This window comes from Streptomyces sp. NPDC036984 (genome assembly GCF_055607665.1).
Map to the genome: position 1 here is coordinate 198,665 of NZ_JBVJRL010000009.1, position 16,232 is coordinate 214,896.

A 16,232-nucleotide genomic window follows, 5' to 3' on the forward strand; every position below is an offset into this window, starting at 1 on the left:
CCCGCATGGACCTGACGCTCCTCTACCGCGGCCCGCTCGCCTCCTGCGACTACGACTGCCCGTACTGCCCCTTCGCCAAGCGGCGCGACAGCACGGCCCGACTGCGCGCCGACCGCGCGGCCCTGGAACGCTTCACCGGGTGGGCCACCGCCCAGACCGGCGACCGCCTCTCGGTCCTGTTCACCCCGTGGGGCGAGGGCCTGGTCCGCTCCTGGTACCGGCGGGCCCTGGTGGACCTGTCCCACCTGCCGCACGTGCGCCGCGTCGCCATCCAGACCAACCTCAGCTGCCGCACGGACTGGCTGGCCGACGCCGACCCCGACACCGTCGCCCTGTGGTGTACCTACCATCCGGGCCAGACCCCGTACGACCGCTTCCTCGCCAAGTGCCGCGATCTCGCCGAGCGAGGCATCCGGCACAGCGTCGGCGTCGTCGGCCTGCCCGCCCACCTCGACCACGCCCGCCGGCTGCGCGCCGACCTGCCCGACCACGTCTACCTCTGGATCAACGCCGCCGAGGGCCACACCTACGACGACGCGGACGCCGCCGCCTGGACGCAGCTGGACCCGCTGTTCCCGTACAGCCGCCATCCGCATGCCAGCGCCGGACTGCCCTGCCGCACCGGCGAGTCGGTCGTCTCGGTCGACGGCGAGGGCACCGTCCGCCGCTGCCACTTCGTACGCACCGAGCTGGGCAACCTCTACGACGGCTCGTACCGGGCCGCGCTCCGCCCGCGCCCCTGCCCCCTGGCCGTGTGCGACTGCCACATCGGCTATGTCCACCTCGAGACGCTGCCGTTGTACGACGTCTTCGCGGGCGGGGTCCTGGAACGCATCCCGGCGGGGCACGGGGGAGCGACACGTTTGTCCGGACGGTGACGGGCAACGCGAACCCCATGACCGAACCGAACAGCGACACGAGTCGGAAGACCGCAACGGAGCAGGAAACCGCCTCCAAGGCCCGGCGTGCGGCGGACAAGGCGACGGCACCGGCCGGCCGCGCGGCGAAAAAGGCCGTGGCGGCCTCCGACGACGCGGTGTCGGCCGCGAAGACGGGGACCGAGCGGGCGGCCGCGGCGGCGAACACGGCCGCCCACACGGCGGCACGGGGCGTCGAGTCGGGCCGCCGGGCACTGATCACGGCCTCGGGCCAGGTCGCCGCCACGGCCAAGACGGCCTGGGTGGCGCTCGCCCACCGCAAGCTGGTCGCCGCCGGCATGGGCGCCGGCCTCACGGCCCTGACGGCGGCGTCGTACGCACTGGGCCGCCGCGCCGAGCGCCGGACGAGGGGACCTCTGACCCGCCTCACCCGCGGGCGTCTATGACGCGCACCCCGAGCCGGAGTTGAGCCGCGGTCTCACATGTCCGGTGGCTTGCGCGTACCGGAGTCCGAGTGGAGCGATCGGGCCCAAGTCGGGCTGCCGGTCAGACCGCACGGCCGGCCTCCAGCACGGTGCCGGTGTCGACGGCGCGCCCGGCCTGGTGACGGACGCCTTCCAAGGCCACATCGCCGGGCGCGCCGTCGCCGGCCTCGTGAAGTGGGCGGGGTCGGGGCAGCCGAGCGGCACGATGATGCCGCCCCGGTGTCAGAGGGTGGTGCCCAGCGCCATGAGGGTTGATTCCTTGCCTGCGCGGGCGGATTCGGAGTCGGTGAACGCCGGGCAGATTTTGCTCGCGAGCCGGTGACGAGCTCGATTTCGGCCGGCTCTCGCCCGACGAGGCTCTCACCGCGGACGTGGACATCGTGGCCCCGCCGCCCTCGGCTCCGTCCCGATCCGGCAGAATGCGGGGGGAGTTGCGCTGCCGCGCCGTGGCGAGCGAGTCGGCTCGCCGCCGTCTGCGCGCCGCCCGCGAACCCGCCTCGCTCACCTACGGACGTGGCAACCGTGGGTGCGCGGACGACAACTGGAGGATCATGAGCCCCGACACGGGTAGTGCCATCGACCACTACGACCGGATGCTGGCCGACCACTACACCTGGATGCTGGGCGGCGACATCCAGCAAGTCGCGGACAAGCAGGCGGCGTTGCTCAGCGGCCTCGGCCTGACCGGAGCGGAGAGCGGCGGCACGGCCATCGACCTGGGCTGCGGCTCCGGTGCGCAGACGCTGGCGCTGATCCGCCTGGGCTTCTCCCCGGTGATCGCGGTGGACACCAGCCGCCCCCTGCTGGACGAACTCCTCACGCACGTCCCGGACGGCGGGACGGTCCGGCCGGTGGAGGGTGACCTGCGCACCGTACTGCCCGAGGCGGCCGAGCCGGGCACGGCGACGGCCGTCGTCTGCATGGGCGACACACTGTGCCACCTGCCGTCCAAGGCGGACGTGCCGGTGCTGCTCGGTCACATCAGCCGGGTCCTCGTCCCGGGCGGCCATCTCGTCCTCGGCTACCGGGACCTGACGACACAACTGCACGGTACGGACCGATTCCTTCCGGTGCGCAGCAGCGACGACCGGCTGCTCACCTGCTTCCTCGAATACCGCGACGAGGACACGGTGATCGTCCACGACCTGCTCCACACCCGGGCCGGCGGCGCCTGGCACCAGCAGGTCGGCAGCTACCCCAAGCTACGGATCGCGTCCTCCTGGCTGGCCGCACAGTGCCGGGCGGCGGGCCTGGACATCCGCCGCGACACCGCCGACGCCAGAGGCATGCGCATCCTGCACGCCGTCAAGGCCTGACGCGGGACAGGGCTGCTGGAGAAGAAGGAGGGCAACCCGGTCCGGCTGATCCTGCGCCCGTGAGCGCACGGAGGAGAGACCACGCAGGCCTCACGTCGCCCGAGGCCTGCCGCGACGCGGACCGGCCGGTGTGCCCTCGGCCGCCGATGAGGGGGGACATGAGGAACGTCCGGAAGGTGCCGACGCCGTCGCGGCGTCCGGTTGGTCACCGCTTCCCCGGTGCCGACACCGTGGCGGCGGTCCCGCCGGTCACCGCTTTCTCGGCTCCTCCTCATCCGGGGCCGGTCCGGGGGCACCTCGGCGGCCGGTGACCGACCGGATCAGGTCGATGCCGCGGCCGAGATTGTCGATACGGGCCTTGAGTGTGTCGCCGGCCGGGTACAGGCGCACGGTGTCCACGCCCGCGTCCTGCCACACCCCGAGCCGTTCGCGGACCATGTCCTCGGTGCCGATGAGGGTAGTGGCCAGCACCATGTCGTCGGTGACCAGCGCGGCGGCGCCGTCGCGGTCACCCGCCTGCCAGCGTTCCCGCACCTGGGCGGCGACCTCCGCCCACCCCTGCCGGCTGTAGGCGTTGTTGTAGAAGTTGGTGGAGCCCGATCCCATGCCGCCGAGAGAGAAGGCGAGTTCTTTCTTGCGGCTGCCGACGATGCCGGCGAGGTCGCCTTCGTCGGCGACGATGTTGATCTCGCCTCCCTGGCAGACGTCGAGCTGTGCCCGGGTGCGGCCCGCGCGGGCGAGCCCCGTGTCGAGGTGGGTGAAGTAGGCGGCGGCTCCTTCGGGGACGAAGCTCGTGCCGAGCCAGCCGTCGGCGATCTCGCCGGTGAGCTCCAGCATCTTCGGGGAGAGGGCGGCGAGATACACGGGAACGGGCACCGCGGCGAGACTCAGGCGCATGGGGCGGCCTTCGCCGTCGGGCAGCGGGATGGTGAACTGGCGGCCCTGGTAGGCGATCTTCTCCCCGGTGAAGGCGCTGCGGACGATCTCGACCGTCTCCCGCATCCGGGTCAGCGGGCGGGTGAACGGGATGCCGTGCAGGCCCTCGATCACCTGAGGACCGGACGCGCCGAGCCCGAGCAGGAAGCGGCCCTCGGACAGCTGCGCGAGGGTCATCGCGGTCTGGGCGAGCGTCACGGGGGAGCGGGTGGCGAGCTGGATGACACCGGAGCCCAGGAGCATCCGGTCGGTGCGTGCGGCGAGATACCCCAGCGGCGAGGGAGCGTCGCTGCCCCAGGCCTCGGCGACCCAGCAGACGTCCAGCCCCAGTCTCTCGGCTTCGAGGACGAAGTCGACGGTCTCGCGCCAGGTGCCGCCCGAGGCCTCGATGGTGGTCGCGGTGCGCATCACTTCTCCCGTTCCGCGAGATCCTTGAGGGCGGCGAGGTTGGCCTTCATCCCGGTCTCGAACTCGCGGAGCCTGACGAAGACGATCTTCTGTTCCTTCTCGGGCATGGCCTCGATGGCATGGGTCAGCCCGGACGGAGCCGGCCCCATCTGCGCCCACTGCTCCAGGCCGGTCCCCGAACCCTCCCGGGTCAGCGTGAAGCGCCACACGCCGGCGGGATGGTCAGGATCGCCCACCGCCCAGCTGAAGCACCACGGGGCCCGGCACTCCACGACCGTACTGGTCGTCTCCCAGCTGCCCAGGTCGGGGTGGGTGCTGCGCCCGATGAAGCGCACGCCTCGCCGCGGGGCGGTCGCTCCGTCGAGCCACTCCACCTCCCGCAGCTCCGAACTCAGGCGCGGCATCAGGTGGATGTCGCTCACCAGCGCCCACACACGATCCACCGGCGCGTCGATGTAGGTGCTCACGGACACCGTCGGGGTGTCCGCGTAGACCTGTCCCGTCCATTCCATGGCGCGTGACTCCTCCTCGCGTATGACCTGCATAGTTGCGTATTAAGACTCACCCTCGCAAGGGTCGGGCCGGTCATTTGCCTGCTGAGTTTCAAAGAGAGACTCGTATCATCGGGTCATGAGGCGCACGACGTTCGCGAACTGGCCCTGCTCGGTGGCCAGGAGCATGGATCTGCTCGGAGACCGGTGGACCCCCCTGGTGCTGCGGGAGGCGTTCTACGGCATCCGCAGGTTCGACGACTTCCAGCAGGAACTCGGCATCGCCCGCAACACCCTCACCGAACGCCTGCGCCGACTGGTCGACGCGGGACTGCTGGAGAAACGCGTCTACGAGACCCAGCCGGTCCGGCACGAGTACCTGCTCACCGAGTCGGGCCGCGACTTCTACCCCGTGATCCTCGCCATCGGTGCCTGGGGCGACCGCTGGCTCGCCGACGAGGCGGGCGTACCGGTCACCACCCGCCATGACACGTGCGGCCACGACACTCGCGCCGAGGTCGTCTGCTCCCACTGCAAGGAGCCCCTCGCCTGGGAGGACGTCACCCCGCGGCCGGGCCCGGGATACCCGCCGAAACTGCTCGACCGCCCGGACGTCCGGCGGAGATTCCACCTCGACGCCGACCGTCAGGCTCCGTAGTGCACGTACGAGGACCACACGTCGGGGCGGCCGGGAACGCGGGCGCGTGCGCGGTGGATCGCCTCATGGAGTGCCCGGGCCGGTCCGTTCGCCGGGGTGAGGGCCCGGTAGAAGTCCTGGGCGACGTACGGGGCCTGCGTGTCGTAGATCGGCCACAAGGTGGCGACGACGTTGCGGTAGCCGGCCAGGAGGAACGCGGAGGCGATGGTGATCGCTTCGTCCGGCAGGGCGTAGCCGCCCTGCGCCGTGCTGCATGCTGACAGGAACGCCACATCGGCGTCGAGGTCGAGCCTGCTGACGTCGGTCACCCGCAGCTCCGAGCCGTCGTGCAGGATCAGACGGCTGGACGACGGGCTGTAGGGGTCGCTCATCCCATGGCAGGCGAAGTGCACCTGACGCGCCTCGGCCAACTGTCCGAGCACGAGCGGCGCGGCCGCGTCGGCGCCCGCGAGGAAGACACCCTCGGGGAAACGCGCCCGCAAGTACTCGGTCTCCGCCTCCACCCCGGCCAGGGGCGGCCAGTCGGCCGCGTCGGGTACGGCCACGCTCAGGAAGGAGCCGGTCGGAGCAGGCCGTGGCCGTCGTACATGGACGAGAGCCCGGAGCGTCGGAGTGAACGACGAGACCACGCGGTCGAGGACCGTGTCGGTGGAGGTGTGGTGCCCTGCTGCCGCCAGGGGCAGGAAGGTGAACAGCCCGGTCGGGCACCACCACAGGCGAGGCGCCTCGGCCGGGCTGCGCGGCCTGTCCAGCCCCAGGGCGTGCAGGACGGGCTGGGCGACCGTGTCCCACATCCGCTCCAGCAGCTCGGACACGGCACGGGCCGCACTCGGCTGCGTGCCGGCCTCCGGCTGTATGTGCAGCAGCCGGTCGACGGCTCGGCCGACGTCGTCTTCCGAGAGGGGGAGCCTGATCGCCTCGACGTCGCCCTCCGCGACGATGACCGCGTGGGTGCCTGACTCGTGGGTGGTGACGATGACGACGGGCCCGCCGTCGGTGGCGTCCGCGAGTGCCTGGTGGGGCAGCGGCGCCAGCATCTCCGCGACTGCGGGGAGTGAGCCGAGCTCCTTGCGCAGCGCCTGCCAGCGCGCGGCGCGCCGGTGGCGCTGCACCAGCGTCTCCGGGCCGATGGCCGACGACTCCTCCCGCAGCTGCTGCCACTGGGCCGCCAGATGAGGAGCGTGCTCCTGTACGGCCGACAGCGGGCCGCGCAGATCGAGCACCTGGGAGATCAGGGTCGCCCGGCCTGCTTCCAGCAGGCGCACCGCCCGCAGCGCGTCGCCGAGCTCCAGCGCGCACGACGCGGCCGCGATCGCGATCCCCGTCGTGTCCGGCAGGATGGACTCCTGGGCCTCGCGCATCAGGCGCGGGCCGATGGCCAGGGGCAGCTGTTCGATCGCCAGGGCGTAGGCGTCCGTCGCCGCCTCCCATTCGCCGCGGTCCGCGTGGAGCTCTCCGCTGCTGCGCGCGGCGGTCAGCCGCTGGAGCGGGGCCGCGTCCGGCAGGCGGGCCGCCTCGGTGAAGGCATCGATCGCCGCCCGCAGGTCTGCACGCCTACCCCTGGCCCGGTGCCGCTGGAGGTACAGACGCCCCAGCTGGAACAGGCGTCGGGAACGCTTCACGTCGTCGGTCTTCCGGTCCGCGGCGAGGTCCCGGAAGATCCGGACGGCTTCGTCGAGGTCCTTCGGGTCGCCGTCGAGCGAGGCGCGAATTTCGAGGCCCAGCCCCAGATCGAAGAGGTAGCTGCTGTGTGCGTCCGCGCCCCGCCGCGCCGCTTCTACGAGCCGACGGGAGATGCCCAGAGCCTCTTCCAGGTGGCGCCGGTTGCCCGTCCTGCGCGCGTGGTCCTGAAGTGCGCTGCTCAGAGCCGTCTGGGCGGAGCGCCATGGGGAGGTGCCGGAGGGGAAGAGCCCGACGGCTTCCCGTCCGAACCGGATGGCCTCCGTGAGCGCGGTCGGGCCGCGGAAGCCGGCGGCGGCGTCCAGCAGCACGCACAGGCTCTGCGCCACCTGCGCACGCTTGTGGTCGAACCCGTCGAGGAGGGTGTGCGCGCGCCGCAGAGCCCGGATCGCCTGGTCGAGGGCGACGGGGTCACTGGACCTCTCGTACAGCCGTAGGAAGGGTTCCGACTGAGCGATCAGGTACTCCGTCAGATGGAGGTGGTGGTCCTCGGTGCCGGCCTGGAGCCGGGAGGCGGCGTCGATGGTCTCGTCCAGCAGTTCGGGGCGCGGGTTAAGGCCGTAGAGGAAGATGAGCGCATCGGTGAGGGCGACGAGGAGTTCGCCGTGTTCGGCCGACGTGGGTTCGGCCTCCTGGAGGAGAGCGCGCATGGTGGCGACGAGCTTCGCCAGCTCCTGCGGGGATGCCGCCTCGGCCGAGATCGCCTCCTTCCACGTGCCGACCAGCGTGCGCAGGATCTGGGCCTTGCGGAAGCGGTCCGGAGTGACGGCCTCGCTCGCGGTCCTCAGTGTGCTCACGCACTCCTGGAGGTACGCCCGCCGGCCGGTGCCGGCGTAGTGGTCCTGAAGGACGCGCGCGTGGACGGAGAGGACGCCCGGGTAGTCCGGATCGGCCGGGTCCACGGCAGCGATGGCGCGGCGCGACAGTTCCAGCGTCTCGCGGAAGGCCCTGGTGTCGCCGGTGCGGCGGACGCTCTCCCGTAACGCGCCGATGAGGACGCCCAGACGCTGGTGGTACTCGGCATGTCCCTCGGGCGTCGCCTCGAAGGCGGCCCGGGCCATCCGCAGGGCCTCGTCCACGAGGCTGCCGTCCTCGGTCAGGGTGTGGAGCGACAGGACAGCGGCGGCCACGTTCGCGCAGTACATCGCGTAGTGGGCGTGCTGGGGCGCGGTCAGCGCCACGGCACGCCGCCCGGCCTCGATCGCCCGGTTCAGGCCGGACACGTCCGTCGTCGGCAGATACCGAAGGCGCAGCGCCTCACAGAGGTTGGAGTGGGCCATCCCCGGGTCGGGGTCACCGGGATTCTGCCGTTCCGCGGCGCGGGAGTGCCACTCGATCGCCTCGTTGATGTCGTCGGTGCGGGCGGTCAGCTTGTAGCGCAGCGTGAGGGCGGTGGCGTGGTTGCCCGCCCTGGCCGGCCAGTTGGGATCCCCGGCAGGCGTGTGCTCCACCGCCTTGCGGCCGAACTCGACGGCCTCGTCGATGCGGTCGATGGCCGGCGCGATCTCGAAGGCGACCCGCAGGGCCACCGCCAGCCGGGACAGGAAACGGGGCTCGGTCCGGCCGCCCAGCCCCGAGAACAGGACAGCGGTGCGGCTGAGTGTCACCGCCTCCTCGGCGCTGCCGAGATCGCCGTACGCCTCCGCCTGCACGCGCAGGCAGTCCGACAGCTGGTCGGCCAGGTCCGGCCAGAGCGCGGTGGGGCTGTGGGCGACCGCCAGGCGCGCCGCTTCGATCGCCTGGTCCAGCTGCTCCCGGTCCCGCGTGTGCAGATACCGCATGAGGTGGTGGACGGACAGCGCCGAGTACGCGTAGACGAGTTGCGCGAACCACTCCTCCTTTTCCGGCAGTTCGGGGTCGGCGTCGGCTGTCGCGCCTTCGAGCAGTTCGACGGCGAGGAACAGCGTCTCGGTGTCGCCGGACCGATGGTGGTCCGCGAGCTTTTCCGCACCGAGCGCGAAAGCCTGGTCGGGGGAGGCCGCGATGAAGGCCGGCAGGGTCTCCGCCGGCACGAGCGCGGGGTCGTACTGGTAGGCCAGGGACAGGACGAACATCGCGTGTGCCCGCAGCGAGCCCTCCTCCTCCTCGCGCAGCACGTCGGCTCGGAGGTACTGCACCCACCCGTACGCGGTGATCGCCTCGATGTCCAGACTGTCGGCGTCGACCTGGCCGGCGGCCACCACCCGGTCCAGCGCCATGGCGCCGGCCAGGACGGTCAGCGCGCGATGGGTCTCCTCCGAGAGCAGGGCCCGGACGAACTGCGTCACGGCCGCCGGTTCCGGCTCCTGGGACAGCCGCCGGTACGCGTCGACCAGCTGTGTGGCCCGGCCCAGGGCGTCCCCTCGCCTCACTGTGCGGCGCCCGCTTGCGGAGGATCGTCCGCCGCCGCCTCGATGCCCGCCGTGGGTGGCCCGTCCACCCTCTCGATCACCCACGCCTGCCGCCCGTAGTCCTTCCTGATCAGCAGCCAGGCGTCGGCGGCGGTGGGAAGCCGGAGCCCGAGAATGGCCGCCGCCTCACGACCCGTCAGATCGGCGGGCAGCTGGAAGACCACGCGCCGCGTGGTGTCGACCAACGCGATCTGGCCCTCGTTCATCAGCTGTTCCTCGGCGGCCTCGGCCCGCTGCCCCGGGAGGATTCTGCGCACCCATGCGTAGAGGTCCTCACCCGCTTTCGCCGCCATCCCCTGGAGCACGGGCAGGAGTACGGAACCTGCCAGGAACGTCAGGAGGAGTGCCCCGACGGAACGCGTGGGCTCACCCGGCGGCGCGGGGGATTCCTGTGTCATTGCGCCATGTTGCCCGCTTGGGGCACCGAGGCGGAAGTCCCGGACGGCTCCGGCTGCGACGATCGACCCGGCGCACAGGTGCGCGCGGTCCGGGCGTGTCCTGAGCACCCCCGAGGGGGCCGGGGTGACGAGGCGTTCGTCTTCTGCATCGGGCCATGCCCGACCGCCCGGCGTGGACCAGGCCGTGGCTCGCCGTGCTGAAGCCGCTGCCGCCGGCGAGCAACCACCCGATGCGGCCGCCGGCGGGATCACCGGCAGTGATCAACGGGATCGTCCACCGGCTCGGCACCGGCGTGCAGAGGCGTGGGCTGCCCGAACGCTTCGGGCCGTGAAGACGGTCCACAAGCGGCATTTGCTGTGGTCGGCCGACGGCGCCCGGGAGAACCTCCGCGCTGCCCCCGTCGCTGCTCTCCATCATCTGGTTCCGATCACGATTCGGCAGGCGAGAGCGCAGCGATTTCACCCAGGACTCGGGCCGCTGGTGCCGGGTCGACCAGCCACTTCAGGTGGCTGCTGGTGAGCGTACGGACGTCGTAGGGGTTCTCCGGCGTCAGCGCGTCGCCCTCGCGGATCATCCGGTCCTGCATGGCGAGCGGCACGCTGGTGTCTTCGGTCAGCCGGACGTACGTCTTGGGGATCCGCCCCCAGGTGTCGGCCTGCGCCCGGTCTTCGGGTGTGCCGACGTCGAGGTTCTCGTCGGGCTGGAAGGTGTTGAGGAAAACCATGAACTCCTCGTCCGTCCCGTCGGCGAGGAAAGCCGCCTTGAAGGCCGCGAGGACGCCGGGGTCGGCGGTGCGAAAGTTGGAGCGCAGCAGCCCGAGCTCTGCAGGGTTCCCGACCATCGCCGATGCCAGCCCTGTGGCGTCGACCGTGGCCATCTCGGGCTCGGCGTAGTAGGCGCTGACGTCGAGGTTGACGGGGCACCAGGCGGAGACGTAGACGATGCGGTCGATCAGGTCGGGCCGCTGGTTGGCCGCGACGGTGGCCGTCATGCCGCCGCGGCTGTGGGAGACGAGGATGACGGGCCCGTTCCGCTTGGCCCGCTCCAGTATCCCGACGAGGTGCGCGGCGTTGTCGGCGAGTGTGACGCCCTTGATGGCCCCGGGCGCGGTGGCGAGCCCTTCGAGGTCCTGCGGCGCCTGGTAGGCGTGCGGGTACGTCGCGGCGAACCCGTGCCCCGGAAGGTCGACGGCGACGGAGCGGTGCCCGAGGAGGCCGAGTTCGGCTTGGAGCGGTGCGAAGGAGAAGGAGTTGGCGAAAGCTCCGTGAACCAGTACGAACGTCGGTTGCATCTATCTGCTCACTTTCTGACCTCCGCGGCGTCGGTGGCACGCGCGTCGCCCGTTCCGATGCCGCGAACCACCTCGCGGCCGAGGAGCGAGTCGTCGTCCTGCGGCGCACCGCCCCCGCCGCAGAGAACGTCTTCGTGCATGGCAAGCGCCAGCGGCCAGGCGCGGAGTCACGAGGGCGGCCTACGAACGGCTGCCCCGCTGTTCGATGGTTCACAGTACTCAGTGAAAGATCACCGCACTACTCGGACGAACTCTTCGCTTGTGCACGTCGCCACCCGCCCCCGCACGACGTCGACTTCGGCTTCGGCTTCGGTGGACGGGCCTTCTCGTCACCGTTGTTGTGCGGGGAGCGTTTCCATCAGGTCCCCGTTCGTGGGAAGTCCGGTGCGAGATCGGTGGAACCCGGGCGACGGCGATCGGGAAGCTCGACTGCACCCTCTGCCGCCGAAGATCGAAGAGACGCCCCCTGACCGCCCGCTCCGGCATGGCACACCGCCTACCGTGCCTTCGGCACGAACCCGCGCCGCATCCGCCCCAGCGTGGACGCCCTCGGCCGCCGCCTCGCCAAGCAGGGCACCCTGCCGCGGATCAACCCGGCCGTCGACTCCTACAACGCCGTCTCCGTCCACCACGGCCTGCCCGCGGGCGCCTTCGGCCTCGACCAGGTCACCGGCGACGTCGCCATCCGCCACGCCGACGGCAGCGAGGAGTTCACCCCGCTCGGCGAACCCGGCAGCGTCGAGCACCCCAAGCCGGGCGAGATCATCTACGCCGACACCACCGGCGTCCTGACCCGCCACTGGAACCACAGCGACGCCCACCGCACCCGCGTCACCGAGGACTCCGCCCACGTCGCCTTCATCCTCGAGACCGTCCACGCGACCCGCGACGGCCACCTCGTCAAGCTGGCGGCGGACGAGCTGCAGGGTCTGATCGTCCCGCACGCCGAGCAGACGGCGGTGTACCACCTCGGCCCCGCTCATCCCCACGCGAGCATCTGACCCGAAGCCGTCCGCGCGGCCCGTCCCCTGCGGCCCGTCGGCCGCGTTTCGGGCGGGGACAGCTCCGGTGTTGCGGCGCAGCCGGAGGCCAGGTGCCGCCGGGCCGAGTCTCTGAGACTGCTCAAGTCGCTTGGCGGCGGGTGGACATGACGGTCATAGTGATCAACATGAAAACGATCACAGGACTGACCAGGAAAACCGACTCCGTACTGCTCATCCGGGACGCGGACCTGGTCACAGCGGCACTGCGGCAGGCGCTGGCCGAGGCTTCGCCCGAGGAACGCCCGGGCCTCGAACGCGCCGCCGCGCTCGTGGAGTCCACGGCCGCCGCCACCGAATCCCAGGTGCGAGCCGACTGGGTCCGTTCCCGCCTGGCCACCGTCGGCTTCACCGGGGACATCTCCTCGATCGAGGCGCTGAAGGCATTACGCCAGGCGGAGCCGAAACTCAGCCTGCTGGCGGCTGTTCAGCTGCAGAAGGACGCGGTGACCCACCCGGAGTGATGGCTCCGAGCCGGCCCTTCACCAGCGGTCCGCCGGCGCCGGCGCAACGGCCCGGCCGGCGCCGGCCGGGCGGTAGGCGCTGACGACGTAGAGAGCCTCGTCGTCGACGGCGTTCCTGCTCCAGTCCAGTGAGATCCGCACGGGATGCCCGTCGGCCGCGTACGTCGCCTCCGCGGTCTCCGCGTGGTCACCGCGGGCCTGCTCCAGCTTCTTCAACAGGTCGCCGATGGTGGGCATCTGGGCGCGCAGCTCCCGTGCCTGCCGCCGGCTGTCCTCGTCCAGCCCGACCACCTTCGTCACCTTGCCCTTGCGGACCTCGATCCGGAAGGCGCCCGCCAGGACCTGTGAGGTCGACGTCAGCGTGTAGGAGTAGGAGGCGGGTTCCTTCCAGGCCGCTGCGGACCGCACCGCGGTGTTCTTGGGCCGCACCCCCTCCGCGGTCCGGGCGGAAGGTGAACTCTGGCTGCCGCACGCGGTGGTGAGGCACAGCACGGTGCCCGTCAGTGCGACGGCGGACAGGACACGAGCACGGGAGAGTCCGGCAATCATGGTGGCCCCTTCGAGTAGGTCACCACTGTGACGCCGGTGGATGCGAAAACGTTCGTCGTGCCGGCCGACGAGGCCCCGCCGGCTCCGGGCGGCTACTGTCTGCGGCGGCGGCCCGGCGCCCGGGTCGTGGAGTTCTCGTCCCAGCGCGCGGTGTTCAGCTCGCCGGAGTCGAGCAGCTGGTCGCCGTACAGGTCCAGCAGCCAGTTGGTCTGGTAGATGGTGTCGAGGTAGCGCTCCCCGAGATCGGGTGCGATGGCGACCGCGGTGAGGTGCCGTGTGCCATGCCGTGCCAGCCAGTCCGTCGCGGCGCTGACCACCGTCCCCGTGGAGCCGCCGAACAGGTAGCCCCGTCGGGCCATGCGGTGACAGGTGCGGATGGTGTCCGCCTCCTCCACCCGGATCACCTCGTCCACGTACGACTCGTCGAGCAGCGGGGGACGCATGCTCATGCCCAGGCCGGGAATCATCCGGCGGCCCGGTTCGCCGCCGAAGGCCACCGAGCCCACACTGTCCACGGCGACGATCCGCACCGGCCGGTGCCACTTGCGGAAGTAGCGCGCGCAGCCCATCAGGGTCCCGGCGGTGCCCGTCCCGATGAACAGCACGTCCAGCCGCGGGAAGTGAGCGGCGATCTCCGGCGCGGTCGTACGGTAGTGCGCCCGCCAGTTGCCCGCGTTGGTGTACTGGCTGAGCCACACGTACCGGTCGTCGGACGCGCACAGCTCGCGGACGTACTCTATGCGCGTGCCCAGGAAACCGCCGTTGGAGTCCAGGTCGGCCACGACGTGCACCTGGCTGCCGAGGGCCTCCATCAGCAGCCTGGTCGACAGGTTGCACCGGGAGTCCGTCACGCACAGGAACGGGTAACCCTTGCTCGCGGCGATCATGCTGAGCGCGACGCCCAGATTGCCGGACGAGGACTCGACGAGGATGGAATCCGGCCTCAGGTTTCCCTCCCGCTCGGCGCTCTCCACCATCTCCTTCGCGGCCTTCAGCTTGATGGAGCCGGCGAAGTTGAAGCCCTCGCACTTGAGGAAGAGGCGACATCCGAAGATCGCCTCCAGATCGACGAAGAGGCTTCCTTCGTTGAAGTCGTGAGGAGCGGAGATGACGGGCACGGCAGGCCTCCTGATGCCAGGGCCGAGGGCTACGGCCTCAGCCGTACCGGCGCAGGTCGTGGAAGAAGTCGTCTATGAGGCGGAGTTCGCCCGCCCGGGCCACCTGGTCGTAGACGTACGCGCCGACGGCCAGGTCGAGGACGCCGAGGCCGAAGGGCGAGAAGATCACCGGGCGGTCGTGGGGTGCGGCGGCCCGTCCGAGCATCACGTCGTTGAGGGTTCCGTTGAGGAAGTCACGGTTGCCGGTGTGCTGCTCCACCAGGTGGGGCGAGGTGTCCGCCTGGAGGCAGTGCTCGACGTCGTCGACGAAGTTGGCCGAGGCGAGCAGGACCTCGGGGGCGAGATCGCGCAGCGAGAGGTGCAGCACCAGCGGGTTGTGGGCGAACCAGCCGGGGGCCGTGACGTGCGGCCGGCCCGCGACGGTGGCGAAGACCACGAGGTCGCTGGAGCCGACCAGGTCCTCGGCGCTGTCGTGGACGGTGATCCGTCCGGTGGCGCCGGAGCGCCGCAGGTAGCCGCAGAAGCCCGCGGCGCTGTCGGCGGACAGGTCGTGCACGCCGATCGTGTCGAAGGCCCAGCCGGTGCCGGCCAGGAAGGTGTGCACATAACGGGCGATCAGGCCCGTGCCGAAGAACCCGACACGGCTGGGGCGCACTCGGCCGCGGCTGAGCCGGTCGGCCGCCAGCGCCGCGGACGCCGCGGTCCTCGTCGCGCTGATGACGGAGCTCTCCAGGCAGGCGAAGGGGTAGCCCGTCTCGTGGTCGTTGAGGATCAGCACCGCGGAGGCCCGGGGCAGCCCGGCTCGCACGTTGTCCGGAAAGCTGGAGATCCACTTCACGCCGTCCACCCGCGTCGAGCCGCCCAGCGAGGCGGGCAGCGCGATGATCCGCGCCGTCGGGCGGTCGGGGAAGCGCAGGAAGTACGACGGTGGGTTGACCGAGTCCCCGGCACCGTGCAGCCGGTAGGCGGCCTCGACCACCTCCACGAGCTCCTTCTCGCGCCCGCCGAGCGTCTCCCGCACCTGCTTGCCGGAGATCACCGCGAAGGTGGGCTCCGGCGCCGGGTGGGGCATGGACGGCTGCGGGGCGGTGGACACCATGTGGTTCATCGCCGGCTCGCCTCCCGGGCCGGGCCGCCGTCGGCCGGCCGCTGCGGCTCCGCCATGCCGACCAGCACCCGCCGCTCCCCGGTGAAGGGCTCTCTGCTGTGCGCGGTGCGGATGTTGTCCACGAGCATCAGGTCACCGGCCCGCCAGGGCTCGCGCCGGGTGTGCTCCTCGTAGGTGGCGTTGATGAGCTGGACGACGTCCTCGCCGATCGGGCTGCCGTCGCCGTAGCGCGTGTTGAACGGCAGGCCGTCCTGGCCGTACTCGTCCACCAGGTACTCGCGCACCTCCGGGGCCAGCGTCCACTCGTTGAGGAAGGCGATCTGGTTGAACCAGCAGCGCCGGCCCGTGACCGGATGCCGTACGACGGCGCCGCGGCGCTGCTCGGTGCGCAGGGAGCCGTCGGCGTGCCAGGTGAACTCGATGGCGTGGCCACGGCAGTACTCCTCGATCGCGGCGCGGTCGTCGGTGCCGAACGACTCGGCCAGGGACGCCCCGATCTCGTCGTTGTAGGCGCGGCTCAGCAGCCAGCCGTCGCGCTCGAACCGTTCCGTCACCTCGGCGGGCAGGGCCTTGAGGACCTGCTCGGCGTCGGCCACCGCCGTCGCCCCTGCCTGCTCGGGCTCGGTCAGACACGCGAACAGCATCAGGCCGGGCACCTCCAGCCGATAACTCAGCTCGTGGTGCATGCACATCGGCTGGTTGTCCGGCCAGGGTGTCGACGCATACAGCCCCGGGCCGAGGGCCTCACGGGGAGCGAACGCCTCCCGCTCCGTCACGAGCGCACCGGCCAGCCCCGCGAAGACGGCGCCGACCTGGTCCGCGTCCTTCAGGCCGAGGCCGCGGACGAGCAGCGCCCCGTGCTCGGTGACCTGCGCACGCAGCGCCTCCCGGTACACGGCGGCCCAGCGCGCGGGGTCATCCGGTGGATCGACGCGCAGGATCGCCGGTCTGTCCGGCCGCAGCTCGACATCGAGCGGTGCTGCCAGGGATGAGGACGGCATCTCGGTTTCCTTTCGCTCGC

General features: G+C 71.4%; 15 protein-coding genes and 1 pseudogene. 7 read left to right on the forward strand and 9 right to left on the reverse strand.

Annotation, left to right across the window (positions count from 1 at the left end; all coding sequences use genetic code 11):
- Window positions 1-5 precede the first annotated feature (5 nt).
- The 3 genes from ACZ7DL_RS19140 to ACZ7DL_RS19150 all read left to right on the forward strand — a co-directional run bounded on the left by ACZ7DL_RS19140 (window position 6) and on the right by ACZ7DL_RS19150 (window position 2,679).
- Window positions 6-878 carry an STM4011 family radical SAM protein gene (locus ACZ7DL_RS19140; RefSeq protein WP_470775334.1) on the forward strand — a complete coding sequence of 291 codons (873 nt, stop codon included), beginning with the start codon at window positions 6-8 and terminating at the stop codon, window positions 876-878.
- Between the two features lie 17 nt (window positions 879-895).
- Window positions 896-1,324, forward strand: coding sequence for a hypothetical protein (locus ACZ7DL_RS19145; protein ID WP_470775335.1), 429 nt, complete (start codon window positions 896-898; stop codon window positions 1,322-1,324).
- Window positions 1,325-1,914: 590 nt separating this feature from the next.
- A complete protein-coding gene (locus ACZ7DL_RS19150; RefSeq protein ID WP_470775336.1) occupies window positions 1,915-2,679 on the forward strand; it encodes a class I SAM-dependent methyltransferase in 765 nt (254 codons plus the stop codon).
- A 249-nt stretch (window positions 2,680-2,928) separates the two neighbouring features.
- On the opposite strand, the gene ACZ7DL_RS19155 is transcribed toward ACZ7DL_RS19150, so the two are convergent.
- Complete coding sequence (locus ACZ7DL_RS19155) at window positions 2,929-4,023, reverse strand: LLM class flavin-dependent oxidoreductase (protein WP_470775337.1); 1,095 nt, start codon at window positions 4,021-4,023, stop codon at window positions 2,929-2,931.
- The gene (locus tag ACZ7DL_RS19160) at window positions 4,023-4,535 is read right to left on the reverse strand and encodes an SRPBCC family protein (RefSeq protein ID WP_470775338.1); all 513 of its coding nucleotides are present in this window, start codon (window positions 4,533-4,535) and stop codon (window positions 4,023-4,025) included. The genes ACZ7DL_RS19155 and ACZ7DL_RS19160 overlap by 1 nt, the downstream gene beginning before the upstream one ends.
- Before the next feature lie 118 nt (window positions 4,536-4,653).
- Here ACZ7DL_RS19160 and ACZ7DL_RS19165 point away from each other — a divergent pair, with 118 nt between their 5' ends.
- Entirely contained in the window at window positions 4,654-5,172 is a 519-nt protein-coding gene (locus ACZ7DL_RS19165; protein ID WP_470775339.1) for a winged helix-turn-helix transcriptional regulator, read from the forward strand.
- Here the strand turns inward: ACZ7DL_RS19165 and ACZ7DL_RS19170 are convergent.
- Both ACZ7DL_RS19170 and ACZ7DL_RS19175 read right to left on the reverse strand, forming a co-directional pair.
- Entirely contained in the window at window positions 5,160-9,203 is a 4,044-nt protein-coding gene (locus ACZ7DL_RS19170; RefSeq protein ID WP_470775340.1) for a CHAT domain-containing protein, read from the reverse strand. The genes ACZ7DL_RS19165 and ACZ7DL_RS19170 overlap by 13 nt on opposite strands.
- Window positions 9,200-9,640: a hypothetical protein gene (locus ACZ7DL_RS19175; RefSeq protein ID WP_470775341.1), complete on the reverse strand. Its 441-nt coding sequence runs from the start codon at window positions 9,638-9,640 to the stop codon at window positions 9,200-9,202. The genes ACZ7DL_RS19170 and ACZ7DL_RS19175 overlap by 4 nt, the downstream gene beginning before the upstream one ends.
- 155 nt (window positions 9,641-9,795) lie before the next feature.
- Between ACZ7DL_RS19175 and ACZ7DL_RS19180 the strand changes: the two genes are divergently transcribed.
- Window positions 9,796-9,972 carry a hypothetical protein gene (locus ACZ7DL_RS19180; RefSeq protein ID WP_470775342.1) on the forward strand — a complete coding sequence of 59 codons (177 nt, stop codon included), beginning with the start codon at window positions 9,796-9,798 and terminating at the stop codon, window positions 9,970-9,972.
- 96 nt (window positions 9,973-10,068) lie between these two features.
- Here the strand turns inward: ACZ7DL_RS19180 and ACZ7DL_RS19185 are convergent, their stop codons facing one another.
- The gene (locus ACZ7DL_RS19185) at window positions 10,069-10,932 is read right to left on the reverse strand and encodes an alpha/beta fold hydrolase (protein WP_470775343.1); all 864 of its coding nucleotides are present in this window, start codon (window positions 10,930-10,932) and stop codon (window positions 10,069-10,071) included.
- Window positions 10,933-11,402: 470 nt separating this feature from the next.
- Here ACZ7DL_RS19185 and ACZ7DL_RS19190 point away from each other — a divergent pair.
- Together ACZ7DL_RS19190 and ACZ7DL_RS19195 are read left to right on the forward strand one after the other, a co-directional pair.
- Window positions 11,403-11,933, forward strand: a pseudogene (locus tag ACZ7DL_RS19190) (B3/B4 domain-containing protein); the annotation flags it as partial.
- Window positions 11,934-12,100: 167 nt separating this feature from the next.
- On the forward strand, window positions 12,101-12,436 hold the full coding sequence (locus ACZ7DL_RS19195) for a hypothetical protein (protein WP_470775344.1): 336 nt from the start codon (window positions 12,101-12,103) through the stop codon (window positions 12,434-12,436).
- A gap of 18 nt (window positions 12,437-12,454) precedes the next feature.
- Here the strand turns inward: ACZ7DL_RS19195 and ACZ7DL_RS19200 are convergent, their stop codons facing one another.
- The 4 genes from ACZ7DL_RS19200 to ACZ7DL_RS19215 all read right to left on the reverse strand — a co-directional run bounded on the left by ACZ7DL_RS19200 (window position 12,455) and on the right by ACZ7DL_RS19215 (window position 16,212).
- Entirely contained in the window at window positions 12,455-12,985 is a 531-nt protein-coding gene (locus ACZ7DL_RS19200; RefSeq protein WP_470775345.1) for a DUF6174 domain-containing protein, read from the reverse strand.
- A gap of 92 nt (window positions 12,986-13,077) precedes the next feature.
- Window positions 13,078-14,103, reverse strand: coding sequence for a 2,3-diaminopropionate biosynthesis protein SbnA (sbnA, locus tag ACZ7DL_RS19205; protein WP_470775346.1), 1,026 nt, complete (start codon window positions 14,101-14,103; stop codon window positions 13,078-13,080).
- A 37-nt stretch (window positions 14,104-14,140) separates the two neighbouring features.
- Complete coding sequence (sbnB, locus tag ACZ7DL_RS19210) at window positions 14,141-15,211, reverse strand: 2,3-diaminopropionate biosynthesis protein SbnB (protein ID WP_470775347.1); 1,071 nt, start codon at window positions 15,209-15,211, stop codon at window positions 14,141-14,143.
- Complete coding sequence (locus tag ACZ7DL_RS19215) at window positions 15,208-16,212, reverse strand: TauD/TfdA family dioxygenase (protein WP_470775348.1); 1,005 nt, start codon at window positions 16,210-16,212, stop codon at window positions 15,208-15,210. Before ACZ7DL_RS19215 ends, sbnB begins: the two co-directional genes overlap by 4 nt.
- Window positions 16,213-16,232 lie beyond the last annotated feature (20 nt).

Excerpts from the sequence above, each read along its gene's own strand:
- ACZ7DL_RS19140 (WP_470775334.1), top strand. The coding sequence starts at position 6 with ATGGACCTGACGCTCCTCTACCGCGGCCCGCTCGCCTCCTGCGACTAC.
- ACZ7DL_RS19145 (WP_470775335.1), top strand. The coding sequence starts at position 896 with ATGACCGAACCGAACAGCGACACGAGTCGGAAGACCGCAACGGAGCAG.
- ACZ7DL_RS19150 (WP_470775336.1), top strand. The coding sequence starts at position 1,915 with ATGAGCCCCGACACGGGTAGTGCCATCGACCACTACGACCGGATGCTG.
- ACZ7DL_RS19155 (WP_470775337.1), bottom strand. The coding sequence starts at position 4,023 with ATGCGCACCGCGACCACCATCGAGGCCTCGGGCGGCACCTGGCGCGAG.
- ACZ7DL_RS19160 (WP_470775338.1), bottom strand. The coding sequence starts at position 4,535 with ATGGAATGGACGGGACAGGTCTACGCGGACACCCCGACGGTGTCCGTG.
- ACZ7DL_RS19165 (WP_470775339.1), top strand. The coding sequence starts at position 4,654 with ATGAGGCGCACGACGTTCGCGAACTGGCCCTGCTCGGTGGCCAGGAGC.
- ACZ7DL_RS19175 (WP_470775341.1), bottom strand. The coding sequence starts at position 9,640 with ATGACACAGGAATCCCCCGCGCCGCCGGGTGAGCCCACGCGTTCCGTC.
- ACZ7DL_RS19180 (WP_470775342.1), top strand. The coding sequence starts at position 9,796 with ATGCCCGACCGCCCGGCGTGGACCAGGCCGTGGCTCGCCGTGCTGAAG.
- ACZ7DL_RS19185 (WP_470775343.1), bottom strand. The coding sequence starts at position 10,932 with ATGCAACCGACGTTCGTACTGGTTCACGGAGCTTTCGCCAACTCCTTC.
- ACZ7DL_RS19195 (WP_470775344.1), top strand. The coding sequence starts at position 12,101 with ATGAAAACGATCACAGGACTGACCAGGAAAACCGACTCCGTACTGCTC.
- ACZ7DL_RS19200 (WP_470775345.1), bottom strand. The coding sequence starts at position 12,985 with ATGATTGCCGGACTCTCCCGTGCTCGTGTCCTGTCCGCCGTCGCACTG.
- sbnB (WP_470775347.1), bottom strand. The coding sequence starts at position 15,211 with ATGAACCACATGGTGTCCACCGCCCCGCAGCCGTCCATGCCCCACCCG.
- ACZ7DL_RS19215 (WP_470775348.1), bottom strand. The coding sequence starts at position 16,212 with ATGCCGTCCTCATCCCTGGCAGCACCGCTCGATGTCGAGCTGCGGCCG.